This is a genomic window from Streptomyces sp. NPDC053750, assembly GCF_044544295.1.
In the GTDB taxonomy this organism is placed as follows: Bacteria; Actinomycetota; Actinomycetes; order Streptomycetales; family Streptomycetaceae; genus Streptomyces.
In genome coordinates this window covers 1,201,586-1,216,572 of the sequence record NZ_JBITXB010000001.1, presented here as the reverse complement: position 1 = coordinate 1,216,572, position 14,987 = coordinate 1,201,586, and the positions used below count along the sequence as shown (strand labels likewise).

General features: G+C 69.5%; 13 protein-coding genes. 5 read left to right on the top strand and 8 right to left on the bottom strand.

What is annotated here, in order from left to right:
- Positions 1-148: 148 nt before the first annotated feature.
- A complete protein-coding gene (locus ACIGO6_RS05415) occupies positions 149-1,102 on the bottom strand; it encodes a heme o synthase (protein ID WP_399871656.1) in 954 nt (317 codons plus the stop codon).
- A 376-nt stretch (positions 1,103-1,478) separates the two neighbouring features.
- Here ACIGO6_RS05415 and tkt point away from each other — a divergent pair, with 376 nt between their 5' ends.
- From tkt to pgl, 5 genes are read left to right on the top strand one after another with little or no spacing between them, the layout of a single operon-like run.
- Positions 1,479-3,566 (top strand): transketolase, encoded by a 2,088-nt coding sequence (tkt, locus tag ACIGO6_RS05410; protein WP_399871530.1) that lies wholly within the window; start codon positions 1,479-1,481, stop codon positions 3,564-3,566.
- Positions 3,567-3,600: 34 nt separating this feature from the next.
- Positions 3,601-4,719 (top strand): transaldolase, encoded by a 1,119-nt coding sequence (gene tal / locus ACIGO6_RS05405; protein ID WP_399871527.1) that lies wholly within the window; start codon positions 3,601-3,603, stop codon positions 4,717-4,719.
- 3 nt (positions 4,720-4,722) lie between these two features.
- Positions 4,723-6,246: a glucose-6-phosphate dehydrogenase gene (gene zwf / locus ACIGO6_RS05400; RefSeq protein ID WP_399871525.1), complete on the top strand. Its 1,524-nt coding sequence runs from the start codon at positions 4,723-4,725 to the stop codon at positions 6,244-6,246.
- Positions 6,243-7,301 (top strand): glucose-6-phosphate dehydrogenase assembly protein OpcA, encoded by a 1,059-nt coding sequence (gene opcA / locus ACIGO6_RS05395; protein WP_399871522.1) that lies wholly within the window; start codon positions 6,243-6,245, stop codon positions 7,299-7,301. Before zwf ends, opcA begins: the two co-directional genes overlap by 4 nt.
- A gap of 38 nt (positions 7,302-7,339) precedes the next feature.
- Positions 7,340-8,080, top strand: a complete 741-nt coding sequence (pgl, locus tag ACIGO6_RS05390) for a 6-phosphogluconolactonase (protein WP_399871653.1) — start codon at positions 7,340-7,342, stop codon at positions 8,078-8,080.
- 104 nt (positions 8,081-8,184) lie between these two features.
- Here pgl and ACIGO6_RS05385 read toward each other — a convergent pair whose 3' ends face one another.
- From ACIGO6_RS05385 to gap, 7 genes are all read right to left on the bottom strand, one after another.
- The gene (locus tag ACIGO6_RS05385) at positions 8,185-9,033 is read right to left on the bottom strand and encodes a hypothetical protein (protein WP_399871519.1); all 849 of its coding nucleotides are present in this window, start codon (positions 9,031-9,033) and stop codon (positions 8,185-8,187) included.
- Between the two features lie 63 nt (positions 9,034-9,096).
- On the bottom strand, positions 9,097-10,749 hold the full coding sequence (pgi, locus tag ACIGO6_RS05380; RefSeq protein ID WP_399871517.1) for a glucose-6-phosphate isomerase: 1,653 nt from the start codon (positions 10,747-10,749) through the stop codon (positions 9,097-9,099).
- Between the two features lie 101 nt (positions 10,750-10,850).
- A complete protein-coding gene (locus ACIGO6_RS05375; protein WP_003976875.1) occupies positions 10,851-11,186 on the bottom strand; it encodes an RNA polymerase-binding protein RbpA in 336 nt (111 codons plus the stop codon).
- Positions 11,187-11,386: 200 nt separating this feature from the next.
- Positions 11,387-11,617, bottom strand: coding sequence for a preprotein translocase subunit SecG (gene secG / locus ACIGO6_RS05370; protein ID WP_399871514.1), 231 nt, complete (start codon positions 11,615-11,617; stop codon positions 11,387-11,389).
- Between the two features lie 131 nt (positions 11,618-11,748).
- Positions 11,749-12,525, bottom strand: coding sequence for a triose-phosphate isomerase (gene tpiA, locus ACIGO6_RS05365; protein ID WP_399871511.1), 777 nt, complete (start codon positions 12,523-12,525; stop codon positions 11,749-11,751).
- A 5-nt stretch (positions 12,526-12,530) separates the two neighbouring features.
- Complete coding sequence (locus ACIGO6_RS05360; protein WP_399871508.1) at positions 12,531-13,742, bottom strand: phosphoglycerate kinase; 1,212 nt, start codon at positions 13,740-13,742, stop codon at positions 12,531-12,533.
- Between the two features lie 140 nt (positions 13,743-13,882).
- Positions 13,883-14,890: a type I glyceraldehyde-3-phosphate dehydrogenase gene (gene gap, locus ACIGO6_RS05355; protein ID WP_399871506.1), complete on the bottom strand. Its 1,008-nt coding sequence runs from the start codon at positions 14,888-14,890 to the stop codon at positions 13,883-13,885.
- Positions 14,891-14,987 lie beyond the last annotated feature (97 nt).

The window sequence follows — 14,987 nt, the reverse complement described above, 5'->3', positions numbered from 1 at the left end:
TGTGTTTTTTGTGCCGGCGGGGGGGGGGGGGTGGTTGGTCGCTGGGGGTGGTCTCTCTTTTTTTGGGGGGGGGGGGGGGGGGTTTTCCGGGGGGGGGGGGGGGGGGGGGGGGCCCCCCCCCCCCCCCCCCCCGCCCGTCGCAGAGACCTCAGCGCAGGAAGGGGTCCACCGCGATCGCCAGGAAGAGCACCGACACGTAGGTGATCGACCAGTGGAAGAGCCGCATCTCCTTGAGCTTGCCGCCCGTGACCTCGGCCTTGGCGCGGTTCTGCAGGCCGTGCGCCTCCCAGAGCCACATGCCGCCGGCCGCCAGGGCGACCGCCGTGTAGAACCAGCCGGTGTAGCCCAGCGGCTGCAGCAGCAGCGACACGGCGACCATCACCCAGCTGTAGATGACGATCTGCCGGGCGACGACCTTGTTGGAGGCGATGACCGGGAGCATCGGCACGCCCACGCGTGCGTAGTCCTCCTTGACCTTCATGGACAGCGGCCAGTAGTGCGGCGGCGTCCAGAAGAACATCACGCCGAAGAGGATGATCGGCGCCCAGGACATCGAGTTCGTCACCGACGACCAGCCGATGAGCACCGGCAGACAGCCCGCGATGCCGCCCCAGACGATGTTCTGGGAGGTGCGGCGCTTGAGGATCATCGTGTAGACGACGACGTAGAAGAGGAGTGCGCCCAGCGAGAGCCAGGCCGAGAGCCAGTTGACGGTGAGGCCGAACAGCAGCGTCGAGACGATGGCCAGGGTGATGCCGAAGGTGAGGCATTCGCGCGGACTGACCATGCCGGTCACCAGCGGACGCTGGGAGGTGCGGTCCATCAGCGCGTCGATGTCGCGGTCGATGTACATGTTCAGCGCATTGGCGCCACCCGCGGACAGGTAGCCGCCGATACAGGTCAGCAGCACCAGCTTCAGATCGGGCACACCCTGCTCGGCGAGGAACATCACCGGAACGGTGGTGATCAGCAGAAGCTCGATGATCCGCGGCTTGGTCAGCGCCACGAACGCCTTGACACGGGCCCCGAACGGCCGGTGACTCGGGCTCTGGCTCGTCCCGATAACCCCCGCAGGACGGGATTCAACGGCCGTCACGCACACCCCTGACAGAGACATCCCAGCGAGCCCGACCGTGTGAAGTGCCGGTAAGGACTCGCGCGTACCACGCCACTTTAGACGTTGCCCATACCTCGGCCTTCGCGGGGGTGGGGTCGTGTTGGCGGGGGTGCTCCGACGTGCGTTCGGGAGGTCGATTGAGCGGTCAGATGAGCGGCTCCGTATTCACTTGCCGAATGCGGTTTCACCCAGTCGACAGGCGGATCCCAGCGAGTCCCGGCAGTCTGGTTTCCAGCGGAAAAACGCACGTACTTACGGGGGTAGGCTCGACAGCGGCCGGCCGCCGCACGGACGCGCCGGCAGCCGGTGGGCGCCCACGTGCACCGGCATCCGAACATGTGGAGAGGAGCCCTGACTCAGGGTGAGCACCAAGCCGACCACCACAGACCTCGAGTGGACCGAACTGGACCAGCGGGCCGTGGACACCGCCCGCGTCCTGGCCGCCGATGCCGTACAGAAGGTTGGCAACGGCCATCCGGGTACGGCGATGAGCCTGGCGCCCGCCGCCTACACCCTCTTCCAGAAGGTGATGCGGCACGACCCGGCCGACGCGAACTGGGTCGGACGCGACCGCTTCGTGCTGTCCGCCGGCCACTCGTCCCTGACCCTCTACACCCAGCTGTACCTGGCCGGCTTCGGCCTGGAGCTGGCGGACCTGGAGTCCTTCCGCACCTGGGGCTCGAAGACCCCCGGGCACCCGGAGTACGGCCACACCACGGGCGTGGAGACGACGACCGGCCCGCTGGGCCAGGGTGTCGCCAACGCGGTGGGCATGGCGATGGCCGCCCGCTACGAGCGCGGTCTGTTCGACCCGGAGGCCGCCGAGGGCACCTCCCCGTTCGACCACTTCGTCTACTGCATCGCCGGTGACGGCTGCCTCCAGGAGGGCATCTCCGCCGAGGCGTCCTCGACGGCCGGGCACCAGAAGCTCGGCAACCTGGTCCTGCTGTGGGACGACAACCACATCTCGATCGAGGGCGACACCGAGACCGCCGTCTCCGAGGACACCTGCAAGCGGTACGAGGCGTACGGCTGGCACGTGCAGCGCGTCGAGCCGAAGGCGGACGGCGACCTGGACCCGAGCGCGATCTACGACGCGATCCAGGAGGCGAAGAAGGTCACCGACCGGCCGTCCTTCATCGCCATGCGCTCGATCATCGCCTGGCCCGCCCCGAACGCGCAGAACACCGAGGCCGCGCACGGCTCGGCGCTCGGCGACGACGAGGTCGCGGCCACCAAGCGCGTCCTCGGCTTCGACCCGGAGAAGTCCTTCGAGGTCTCCGACGAGGTCATCGGCCACACCCGGCAGGCGCTGGAGCGCGGCCAGGCCGCCCGCGCCGTGTGGGAGAAGACCTTCCAGCAGTGGCGGGACAACAACCCGGAGCGCGCCGCCGAGTACGACCGGATCGCCAAGGGCGAGCTGCCCACGGGCTGGGAGGAGAAGATCCCGGTCTTCGAGACCGGCAAGGGTGTCGCCACCCGTGCCGCCTCCGGCAAGGTGCTCCAGGCGCTCGGCGCGGTCGTCCCCGAGCTGTGGGGCGGCTCCGCCGACCTGGCCGGCTCGAACAACACGACGATCGACAAGACGTCGTCCTTCCTCCCGGCGGGCAACCCGCTGCCCGAGGCGGACCCGTACGGCCGCACCATCCACTTCGGCATCCGCGAGCACGCGATGGCCGCGGAGATGAACGGCATCGCGCTGCACGGCAACACCCGCATCTACGGCGGCACCTTCCTGGTGTTCTCCGACTACATGCGCAACGCGGTGCGGCTGTCGGCGCTGATGCACCTGCCGGTGACGTACGTGTGGACGCACGACTCGATCGGCCTCGGCGAGGACGGACCGACCCACCAGCCGGTCGAGCACCTGGCCTCCCTGCGCGCCATCCCGGGCCTGAACGTGGTCCGCCCGGCCGACGCCAACGAGACCGCGATCGCCTGGCGCGAGATCATGCGCCGCTGGACGAAGGAGTTCGGCAAGGGCCAGCCGCACGGTCTGGCGCTCACCCGCCAGGGCGTGCCGACGTACGAGCCCAACGACGACGCGGCCAGGGGCGGCTACGTGCTGTTCGAGGCCGAGGGGGGCGAGGCGCAGGTGGTCCTGATCGCCACCGGTTCCGAGGTGCACGTGGCCGTCGAGGCCCGCGAGCAGCTGCAGGCCGACGGTGTGCCGACCCGCGTGGTGTCCATGCCGTCCGTCGAGTGGTTCGAGCAGCAGGACCAGGGGTACCGGGACAGCGTCCTGCCTCCGTCCGTGAAGGCCCGTGTCGCGGTCGAGGCCGGGATCGGTCTGACCTGGCACAAGTACGTGGGGGACGCCGGCCGCATCGTTTCCCTGGAGCACTTCGGTGCTTCGGCGGACGGCAAGCTGCTCTTCCAGGAGTTCGGCTTCACTGCCGAGAACGTGGCCGCCGCTGCCCGGGAATCGCTGACCGCGGCTCAGCGCTGACGCTCACACACGACACGTAGGAGATGCATTTTCCATGACAGACGCACTCAAGCGCCTCTCCGATGAAGGCGTAGCGATCTGGCTGGACGACCTGTCGCGCAAGCGGATCACGTCCGGCAACCTCGCCGAGCTGATCGACCAGCAGCACGTCGTGGGCGTCACCACCAACCCGTCGATCTTCCAGAAGGCGATCTCGCAGGGCGACGGCTACGACACGCAGCTCGCCGACCTCGCCGCCCGCGAGGTCACCGTCGAAGAGGCCATCCGGATGATCACCACGGCGGACGTCCGCGACGCCGCCGACATCCTGCGCCCGGTGTTCGACAACACCGACGGCAAGGACGGCCGGGTCTCCATCGAGGTCGACCCGCGCCTGGCGCACAACACCAGGGCGACGGTGGCCGAGGCCAAGCAGCTGGCCTGGCTGGTGGACCGGCCCAACACGCTGATCAAGATCCCGGCGACCGAGGCCGGCATCCCGGCGATCGCCGAGACCATCGGCCTGGGCATCAGCGTCAACGTCACGCTGATCTTCTCCCTCGAGCGCTACCGCAAGGTCATGGACGCCTTCCTGACCGGCCTGGAGAAGGCCAAGGAGCGCGGCCTGGACCTCTCCCAGATCCACTCGGTGGCGTCCTTCTTCGTGTCCCGCGTGGACACCGAGATCGACAAGCGGATCGACGCGCTCGGCACCGACGAGGCCAAGGCGCTGCGCGGCAAGGCCGCCGTCGCCAACGCCCGCCTCGCCTACCAGGCGTACGAGGAGGTCTTCGGCACCGACCGCTGGGCCGCCCTGGAGAAGGCCGGCGCCAACAAGCAGCGTCCGCTGTGGGCGTCGACCGGCGTGAAGGACAAGGCGTACAGCGACACCATGTACGTCACCGACCTGGTCGCGCCCAACACGGTGAACACCATGCCGGAGGCGACGCTGTTCGCCACCGAGGACCACGGCGAGATCACCGGCGACACCGTCGCCGGGACCTACGAGCAGGCCCGCGCCGACCTCGACGCGGTCGAGAAGCTCGGGATCTCCTACGACGAGGTGGTCCAGCTCCTGGAGGACGAGGGCGTCGAGAAGTTCGAGGCGTCCTGGAACGACCTGCTCAAGTCGACGGAGGCGGAGCTCAAGCGCCTCGCTCCCTCGGAGGGCTAAAAATTGTCAAGCAGCAACCCGCTGCGTGACCCCGCAGACCGACGGCTCCCGCGTATCGCGGGGCCGTCGGGTCTGGTCATTTTCGGCGTCACCGGCGATCTGTCCCGCAAGAAGCTCATGCCCGCCGTGTACGACCTCGCCAACCGGGGTCTGCTGCCGCCGGGCTTCTCGCTCGTCGGGTTCGCCCGCCGCGACTGGGAGCACGAGGACTTCGCCCAGGTCGTGCACGACGCCGTCAAGGAGCACTCCCGCACGCCGTTCCGCGAGGAGGTCTGGCAGCAGCTCATCCAGGGGATGCGCTTCGTCCAGGGCACCTTCGACGACGACGACGCCTTCGAGCGGCTGCGCGGCACCATCGAGGAGCTGGACAAGGCGCAGGGCACGGGCGGCAACTTCGCCTTCTACCTGTCGGTGCCGCCGAAGTCCTTCCCGGTGGTCATCCAGCAGCTGAAGAAGCACGGTCTCGCCGACCAGACGGGCGGGTCCTGGCGGCGCGCGGTGATCGAGAAGCCGTTCGGCCACGACCTGAAGTCGGCCGAGGAGCTCAACGCGATCGTCCACGAGGTCTTCGGTTCGGACCAGGTCTTCCGCATCGACCACTACCTGGGCAAGGAGACGGTCCAGAACATCCTGGCGCTGCGCTTCGCCAACACGATGTTCGAGCCGATCTGGAACCGGTCCTACGTGGACCACGTGCAGATCACCATGGCCGAGGACATCGGCATCGGCGGCCGGGCCGGCTACTACGACGGCATCGGCGCCGCCCGTGACGTCATCCAGAACCACCTCCTCCAGCTGCTCGCGCTGACCGCGATGGAGGAGCCCGCCTCCTTCGACGCGGACGCGCTGGCCGCCGAGAAGACCAAGGTGCTCGGCGCGGTCCGCCTCCCCAAGGACCTGGGCCGGGACACCGTGCGCGGACAGTACGCGGCCGGCTGGCAGGGCGGCGCGAAGGTCATCGGCTACCTCGAAGAGGACGGCATCGACGCGCAGTCGAAGACCGACACCTACGCCGCGATCAAGGTCGGGATCGACAACCGCCGCTGGGCGGGTGTCCCCTTCTACCTGCGCACCGGCAAGCGCCTGGGCCGCCGCGTCACCGAGATCGCGGTGGTCTTCCAGCGCGCCCCGCACTCCCCCTTCGACACGACGGCCACCGAGGAACTCGGCTCGAACGCGATCGTCATCCGCGTCCAGCCCGACGAGGGCGTCACCGTCCGCTTCGGCTCCAAGGTGCCGGGCACCTCGATGGAGATCCGGGACGTGTCCATGGACTTCGCGTACGGCGAGTCCTTCACGGAGTCGAGCCCGGAGGCGTACGAGCGCCTCATCCTGGACGTGCTGCTGGGCGACGCGAACCTCTTCCCGCGCACCGAGGAGGTCGAGCTGTCCTGGAAGATCCTCGACCCGATCGAGGAGTACTGGGACGAGCACGGCACTCCGGCCCAGTACCCGGCGGGCACCTGGGGTCCCCAGGAGGCGGACGACATGCTGGAGCGAGACGGACGGAGCTGGCGCCGGCCATGAAGACAGACCTCACGGACACCACGTCCAGCAAGATCAACAAGGCGTTGGTGCTGGGCCGCCGGGCCATCGGCACACCGGCCATCGGCATGGTGCTCACGCTGGTCATCGTCACCGACGAGGAGAACGCCTACGACGCGCTGAAGGCCGCGAGCGACGCCGCGCACGAGCATCCCTCGCGCACGCTGGTGGTCATCAAGCGCGTCTCGCGCTCGCCCCGGGACCGTACCCAGTCCCGGCTGGACGCCGAGGTCCGCCTCGGCGCCGACGCGGGCACCGGCGAGACGGTCGTGCTGCGGCTGTACGGCGACGTGGTCGACCATGCCCAGTCGGTGGTCCTGCCGCTGCTGCTGCCGGACGCACCGGTCGTGGTGTGGTGGCCGGTGAACGCGCCGCTGGACCCGGCCGGCGACCCGCTCGGCGCGCTGGCCCAGCGCCGGGTCACCGACACCTACGCCTGCGAGGAGCCGATACGGGAGCTGGCCGCCCGCGCCGACGCCTACGCGCCGGGCGACACCGACCTGTCCTGGACCCGCATCACGCCGTGGCGCTCGATGCTGGCGGCGGCCCTGGACCAGGTCGACTGCCGGGTGCAGGGTGTCGAGGTGGAGGGCGAGGAGTACAACCCGAGCTGCGAGCTGCTGGCGATGTGGCTCGCGGACCGGCTGAACGTGCCGGTGCAGCGCACCACCTCGGGCGGACCGGGGCTGACCGCGGTCCGGATGGACACCGACTGCGGTCCGGTCGTCCTGGACCGGGCCGACGGTTCGCTCGCGACCCTGTCGATCCAGGGGCAGCCGGCGCGCGCGGTGGCGCTCAAGCGCCGCGACACGGCCGAGCTGATCGCGGAGGAGCTGCGGCGCCTCGACCCGGACGACACGTACGCGTCGGCGCTGCGGTACGGGGTGAACCGGCTGAACGCGCCGGGCACCCCCGGCAAAGGAGCCCCGGACGTCGAGGCCGTCGCGGTCCCCGCTCCCGTCGAGACGGCTGCGAAAGCTCCCGCGAAGGACGCGGCGCAGGAGAAGACACCGGTGAGGAAGGCGGCGGCGAAGTGAGCACTCCTCAGCTGGTCGTGCACCGCGACAAGGAGCTGATGGCCGAGGCCGCGGCGGCCCGGCTGATCACGAAGATCGTGGACGCGCAGGCCTCCCGGGGCTCGGCATCCGTGGTCCTCACCGGCGGTCGCAACGGCAACGGCCTGCTCGCCGCGATCGCCGGGTCCCCGGCCCGGGACGCCGTCGACTGGAGCCGCCTCGACCTGTGGTGGGGCGACGAGCGGTTCCTGCCGGAGGGCGACCCGGAGCGCAACGTCACCCAGGCGCGCGAGGCGCTGCTGGACTCGGTCCCGCTGGACCCGAAGCGGGTGCACGCGATGGCGGCGTCCGACGGCCCGCACGGCTCGGACGTGGAGGCGGCTGCGGCGGCGTACGCGCAGGAACTGGCCGAGGCGTCCGTCCCGGAGAACCACGCCGCGGTCCCGTCCTTCGACGTCCTCCTGCTGGGCGTCGGCCCGGACACGCACGTGGCGTCCCTGTTCCCGGAGCACCCGGGCGTACGGGAGACCGACCGCACGGTGATCGGCGTCCACGGCTCCCCCAAGCCGCCGCCCACCCGCATCTCCCTGACCCTGCCGGCCATCCGCACGGCCCGTGAGGTGTGGCTGCTGGCGGCGGGCGAGGACAAGGCGAACGCAGTCGCGATGGCCCTCTCGGGCGCGGGCGAGATCCAGGCCCCGGCTGCTGGAGCCCAGGGCCGCATCCGCACCCTGTGGCTCCTGGACGCGGCGGCGGCCTCGCAGCTGCCGAGGTCGTTGTATCCGCCGGCGTCGGCATAAAGCAGCCCGTCCGGCGTTTGAGGACGAGGCCGTCAGGCCGACAGGGGGGTCTGGGGGCGCAGCCCCCAGGGACGGGACGGGAAGGGGCGGCGGGGGCGAAACCCTCACCGCCCCGACGGCCGCACCCCCGGAGCATACGGATGCCCCTGCGGCGGCACGCCGTACCGCGGGGGCGCCGGAGGCATGGGAGGCATCGGCCCGCCGGGACGGGCCGGCAGAGCCGCCGGATGGGTGCCCAGCCGGATGCCGTAGCGCCGCCTGAGCCGCCCCGCCTCCAGCAGCGCGATGCACGTGACCGTCACGGGCGCGCCGAGGATGAAGACGACGCCCATCGTGAGGCTGAGCCCGTGCAGGTCGCCGGTGACGAGGTCGGGGATGGCCATGAGCCATGTCGTGACCGTGGCGAGCAGCGGAGGCAGGCAGCGGTGCGTGGCGGCGGTGCCGAAGAAGTTGCCGGACACGTGCACGGCGCCCCGGGCCACCACGACGACCAGCCACAGTGCCAGGGGCCCGAGCACCAGCAGGAGCAGGCCGGCGCTGCCGGACGCCGTCTGCAGCAGGACGACGGTGAGCACGAGCGTGCCCACGAAGAGCAGCAGCAGCTTCAGCGAGTTGAGCAGCGGCACCTTCAGCGCCCGGACCGTTCCGCCGCGCCGCCACACGTACAGCATCACACCGACGGTGAGCGGGGTGATGAACAGCAGGACGGCGGAGGCCGTCAGCATGTTCTCCAGCATCTCGTCGAAGGCGAACCCGCCCTCGATAAAGGTGTAGACACCGACCGCGGCGATCGTCCCGGCGATGAGGCGGGCCCGTTTGAGCCGCTCCACCGTCGGGTCGATCGCGTCCGGGATCCAGGCCGGATGGAAGACCGCGCGTGCGATGTGCTTGGGACGCAGCACGTTCCGCGCCGTCAGTCCGCCACCCGTCCAACCGCCCGACGAACCAGCCACCTTGTACTCCCCCGAGTCACCCTGACCATGATCGCGGAGGAGTCTACGGGATACGGCCGCCGGTCACTGTCGGCCGCGCAACTCCCGGTAGGCGGCGACGAGCGCCTGGGTGGAGGGGTCGAGGCCGGGGACGTCGGCGCCCTCGGTGAGGGCGGGTTCGAGGCGCTTGGCCAGCACCTTGCCGAGCTCGACGCCCCACTGGTCGAAGGAGTCGATGTTCCAGACCGCGCCCTGCACGAACACCTTGTGCTCGTAGAGGGCGACGAGCTGGCCGAGCACCGACGGGGTCAGCTCGCGGGCGAGGATGGTGGTCGTCGGGTGGTTGCCGCGGAACGTCTTGTGCGGGACCAGTTCCTCGGGCACGCCCTCGGCCCGCACCTCGTCCGGTGTCTTGCCGAAGGCCAGCGCCTGGGTCTGCGCGAAGAAGTTGGCCATCAGCAGGTCGTGCTGGGCCCGCAGTTCGTCGCTCAGCTCGGCGACCGGCTCGGCGAAGCCGATGAAGTCGGCCGGGATCAGCTTGGTGCCCTGGTGGATCAGCTGGTAGTACGCGTGCTGCCCGTTGGTGCCCGGCGTGCCCCACACCACGGGCCCGGTCTGCCAGTCCACCGGCTTGCCGTCGCGGCCGACGGACTTGCCGTTGGACTCCATGTCGAGCTGCTGGAGGTACGCGGTGAACTTCGACAGGTAGTGCGAGTACGGCAGCACCGCGTGCGACTGGGCGTCGTGGAAGTTGCCGTACCAGATGCCCAACAGGCCCAGCAGCAAGGGGACGTTGGACTCGGCGGGGGCGGTGCGGAAGTGCTCGTCGACGAGGTGGAAGCCGTCGAGCATCTCCCGGAAGCGGTCCGGCCCGATGGCGATCATCAGGGAGAGGCCGATCGCCGAGTCGTAGGAGTAGCGGCCGCCGACCCAGTCCCAGAACTCGAACATGTTGGCCGTGTCGATGCCGAAGTCGGCGACCTTGCCGGCGTTGGTCGACAGGGCGACGAAGTGCTTGGCGACCGCCTTCTCGTCACCGAGCGCGTTCAGCAGCCAGGTCCGGGCCGAGGTGGCGTTGGTGACCGTCTCGATGGTGGTGAACGTCTTGGACGCCACGATGAACAGCGTCTCGGCCGGGTCCAGGTCCCGGACCGCCTCGTGCAGGTCGGCGCCGTCCACGTTGGACACGAAACGGACCGTCAGCTCGCGGTCGGTGAAGGCGCGCAGCACCTCGTAGGCCATGGCGGGGCCCAGGTCGGAGCCGCCGATGCCGACGTTGACGACGTTCCTGATGCGCTTGCCGGTGTGGCCCTTCCACTCCCCGGAGCGGACCCGGTCGGCGAAGTCGGCCATCTTGTCGAGCACGGCGTGCACCTTGGGGACGACGTTCTCGCCGTCGACCTCGATCACCGCGTCGCGCGGGGCGCGCAGCGCGGTGTGCAGGACGGCCCGGTCCTCGGTGGTGTTGATCTTCTCGCCACGGAACATGGCGTCGCGCAGCCCGAACACGTCGGTGGCGGCGGCCAGTTCCCGCAGCAGCCGCAGGGTCTCGTCGGTGACGAGGTGCTTGGAGTAGTCGACGTACAGGTCGCCCACCCGCAGCGTGAAGCCGGTGCCGCGGCCCGGGTCGGCGGCGAACAGCTCGCGCAGTCGCACCTCGCCGAGGTGTTCACGGTGCTTGGCCAGCGCGGACCATTCGGGCGTCTGGTGGAGCCTGGTACGGCCGTCTGCGTTCATGTCGGACGTCAGCCTTCTTCCTTGGGTGTCCCAGCTGTCCCGGCCGTTACAACCTAATTGATCAGTACGGTCGGTACGGAAGAAGACCGACGGAGTCGGAGTTAGATCTCGCCCCGCAGTTTGGCGAGCGCCTCGGCGAGGATCGCCTCGCCATCGGCGTCGCTGCGGCGCTCGCGCACATACGCCAGGTGGGTCTTGTAGGGCTCGGTGCGCGGCGGGTCCGGCGGGTTGTCCCGGTCCTGTCCGGCCGGGAAGCCGCAGCGCGGGCAGTCCCAGGTCTCCGGGACCTGTGCGTCGCTCGCGAAGCTCGGCTGCGTCTCGTGTCCGTTGGAGCACCAGAAGGAGATGCGCAGACGCGGCGCGGACTCGCCGCGCTCGGCCTCGCCCATCGGCCCCGCCCCGACCCGGCTTCCCCGGATCGCGTTGCCACTTGCCACGGTCGTAACTCCCTGCGTGATGGTGCCGCAAAGCGAGTCGGCGTTTCGCTTCGCTGCGAGCGCCTCAGTCTACGTAAGGCCCAACGCGCGTCCAGTGATTGGAGTTACAAGGGGACCCGCTCAGGCGCAAGCCCCATGATAGGCGGCGCTGTCGGGCGCGTACCGAACATGGGGCTTTACGTGCGGAAGTGCGTGCCGGGTCAGGTGTTCGCCTTCATCAGAAGGGCGAGCACGATGATGCACGCGAACCACAGCAGACCGACCACCACGGTGATCCGGTCGAGGTTGCGCTCGGCGACCGAGGAGCCGCCGACGGACGACTGCATGCCGCCACCGAACATGTCGGAGAGGCCGCCGCCCTTTCCCTTGTGCATCAGCACCAGCAGCATCAGCAGCCCGCTGAAGACGAGCAGGGCGATCGAGAACCCCATAACCACGGCTGGACCAACTTCCTCGGCTTCGGATGAACGACGGGGGCACGGTGACAGCAGGCCACCATGCCCCCGCAAGGGTACGACGTATCGCCGCTACGGCATACTCACCGGTCGACCTGCCGGTCGGCTCACTGGTCGCGGAAGCGGACGATCTTGACGAACTCGTCCGAGTCCAGCGAGGCGCCGCCGACCAGGGCACCGTCGATGTCGGGCTGCGCCATGATCTCGGCGACGTTGCCGGACTTGACGGAGCCGCCGTACTGGATGCGGACCTTGTCGGCCAGCTCCTGCGAGTACAGCTCGGCGAGCTTGCCGCGGATCGCCGCGCAGACTTCCTGGGCGTCCTCGGCGCCGCAGACCTTGCCGGTGCCGATGGCCCACACGGGCTCGTAGGCGATCACGACCGACTCGGCCTGCTCGGCCGGGAGGTCCTTCAGGCCGCCCTCGACCTGGGCGAGGGTGTGGGCGACGTGGTTGCCCGCCTCGCGGACGTCCAGCTCCTCACCGACGCACAGGATCGGGGTCAGACCGTGCTTGTAGGCGGCCTTGACCTTGGCGTTCACCAGCTCGTCGGTCTCGGCGTGGTACTGCCGGCGCTCGGAGTGCCCGATCGCGACGTAGGTGCAGCGGAGCTTGGCCAGCATCGGGCCGGAGATCTCGCCGGTGTAGGCGCCGCCGTCGTGGGCGGAGACGTCCTGGGCGCCGTACTTGATCTTCAGCTTGTCGTGCTCGACCAGGGTCTGCACGGAGCGCAGGTCGGTGAAGGGCACCAGGACGGCGACCTCGACGGCGTCGTAGTCCTTGTCCGCGAGGGCGAAGGCGAGCTTCTGGACGTGGGCGATGGCCTCGAGGTGGTTGAGGTTCATCTTCCAGTTGCCCGCCATCAGCGGCGTGCGGGTGGTCATTGCGGTCAGTCCTCCAGTGCGGCGAGGCCGGGGAGCGTCTTGCCCTCGAGGTATTCGAGGGAGGCGCCGCCGCCGGTCGAGATGTGGCCGAATGCCTTTTCGTCGAAGCCGAGCGTACGCACGGCCGCGGCGGAGTCGCCGCCGCCGACCACGGTGAAGCCCGGGGCGTCGACGAGGGCCTGGGCGACCGCCTTGGTGCCCTCGGCGTAGTCGGGGTGCTCGAAGACGCCCATGGGCCCGTTCCAGAAGACGGTGGCGGCGTCGGCGAGCTTGGACGCGTACAGCTTGCGGGTCTCGGGACCGATGTCCAGACCCTCCTGGTCGGCCGGGATGGCGTCCGCGGCGACGGTGGTGGGGTTGGCCGGGGCCTTGGTCTTCAGGTCCGGGAACTCGGGCGAGACCAGGACGTCGACGGGGAGGACCAGCTCGACGCCGCTCTTCTCCGCGCGCTCGATGTACTCCTGGACGGCCGGGATCTGGTCCTCCTGGAGGAGCGAGATGCCGACCTCGTAGCCCTTGGCCTTGAGGAAGGTGTACGCCATGCCGCCGCCGATGAGGAGCCGGTCGGCCTTGCCGAGCAGCTGGTCGATGACGGCGAGCTTGTCGGAGACCTTGGCGCCGCCGAGGGCGACCACGTACGGCCGCTGGACGTCGTCGGTGAGCTTCTTCAGCACGCCGACCTCGGTGGCGATGAGGTACCCGGCGTAGTGCGGCAGCCGCTTCGGCAGGTCGAAGACCGAGGCGTGCTTCCGGTGCACCGCGCCGAAGCCGTCGCCGACGTAGACGTCCGCGAGGCCGGCCAGCTTGTCGGCGAAGGCGGCACGCTCGGTGTCGTCCTTGCTGGTCTCGCCGGCGTTGAAGCGCAGGTTCTCGATGACGGCCACCTGACCGTCGGCGAGGGCGGAGACGACGGTCTCGGCGGAGGTGCCGACCGTGTCTTCGGCGAAGGCGACGTCGGCGCCGAGGAGTTCACCGAGGCGCGCGGCGGCCGGGGCGAGGGAGAAGGCCGGGTCCGGGGCGCCCTTGGGGCGGCCCAGGTGCGAGGCGACGATCACGCGCGCGCCCGCGTCGGCCAGGGCCTTGACGGTGGGCACCACGGCGCGGATGCGGCCGTCGTCGGTGATGGTGGTGCCGTCCAGCGGCACATTGAGGTCGGCGCGGACGAAGACGCGCTTGCCCGCGACGCCTTCGGAGAGCAGTTCGTCGATCGTCTTCATGCAGAGGGCTCCTGGGTTCTCGTGATCGCTCGTGATCCTACGAGGGCTGGTCGCTGCGGACGCGACGCAGGGCCCGGACGGCGCGACCTTGCGCTGTCCGAGCCCTGTTACCGCATCGAGTGCCTGCTGGGGGGAGTCGATCAGAGCTGGTTGCCGACGAAGACCGTGAGGTCGACGAGGCGGTTGGAGTAGCCCCACTCGTTGTCGTACCAGCCGATGACCTTCACGTTCTTGCCGTCCTGGACCATGGTCAGGGACGAGTCGAACGTGCAGGACGCCGGGGCGTTGACGATGTCGGAGGAGACGATCGGGTCCTCGGTGTACTCGATGATGCCCTTGAGTTCGCCCTCGGCGGCCTTCTGGAAGGCGGCGTTGATCTCTTCCTTGGTGACCTCGCGGCCGAGCTCCAGGACGAGGTCGGTGACCGAGCCGGTGGGGACCGGGACGCGCATGGCGATGCCGTCCAGCTTGCCCTTGAGCTGCGGCAGGACCAGCGCGGTGGCCTTGGCGGCACCCGTGGTGGTCGGGATGATGTTCTCCGCGGCGGCACGGGCGCGGCGCAGGTCCTTGTGCGGGAAGTCCAGGATGCGCTGGTCGTTCGTGTACGCGTGGACCGTCGTCATCAGGCCCTTGACGATGCCGAAGTTCTCGTCGAGGACCTTGGCCATCGGCGCCACACAGTTGGTGGTGCAGGAGGCGTTGGAGATGACGTTGTGCTTCGCCGGGTCGTACTTGTCCTGGTTGACGCCCATCACGATGGTGACGTCCTCGTCCTTGGCCGGGGCCGAGATGAGGACCTTCTTCGCACCGCCCGCGAGGTGCTTCTCCGCGTCGGCCTTCTTCGTGAAGATGCCGGTCGACTCGATGACGATGTCGACACCCAGCTCGCCCCAGGGGATGTCCGCGGGGTTGCGCTCGGCGAGGACCTTGATGGTCTTGTCGCCGACGGTGATGGTGTCCTCGGTGTGCGAGACCTCGTAGGGGAGGCGCCCGAGGATGGTGTCGTACTTCAGCAGGTGGGCGGTGGTCGCGGTGTCACCCAGGTCGTTGACAGCCACGATCTCGATGTCTGCACCCTGCTCCAGCAGCGCGCGGAAGTAGTTACGACCGATGCGGCCAAAGCCGTTGATGCCTACGCGGATCGTCACGAACCGATCTCCTCGTTGGTACGCCGGCCCGATGTGCCGGCGAGCTGTATTTGGGATGTCCCCGACCACCACCGACCCTACCTCTCCGGGGCCTCGG

Excerpts from the sequence above, each read along its gene's own strand:
- tpiA (WP_399871511.1), bottom strand. The coding sequence starts at position 12,525 with ATGACCACCCGCACGCCGCTGATGGCGGGCAACTGGAAGATGAACCTC.
- opcA (WP_399871522.1), top strand. The coding sequence starts at position 6,243 with ATGAAGACAGACCTCACGGACACCACGTCCAGCAAGATCAACAAGGCG.
- pgl (WP_399871653.1), top strand. The coding sequence starts at position 7,340 with ATGGCCGAGGCCGCGGCGGCCCGGCTGATCACGAAGATCGTGGACGCG.
- ACIGO6_RS05360 (WP_399871508.1), bottom strand. The coding sequence starts at position 13,742 with ATGAAGACGATCGACGAACTGCTCTCCGAAGGCGTCGCGGGCAAGCGC.
- tal (WP_399871527.1), top strand. The coding sequence starts at position 3,601 with ATGACAGACGCACTCAAGCGCCTCTCCGATGAAGGCGTAGCGATCTGG.
- secG (WP_399871514.1), bottom strand. The coding sequence starts at position 11,617 with ATGGGGTTCTCGATCGCCCTGCTCGTCTTCAGCGGGCTGCTGATGCTG.
- pgi (WP_399871517.1), bottom strand. The coding sequence starts at position 10,749 with ATGAACGCAGACGGCCGTACCAGGCTCCACCAGACGCCCGAATGGTCC.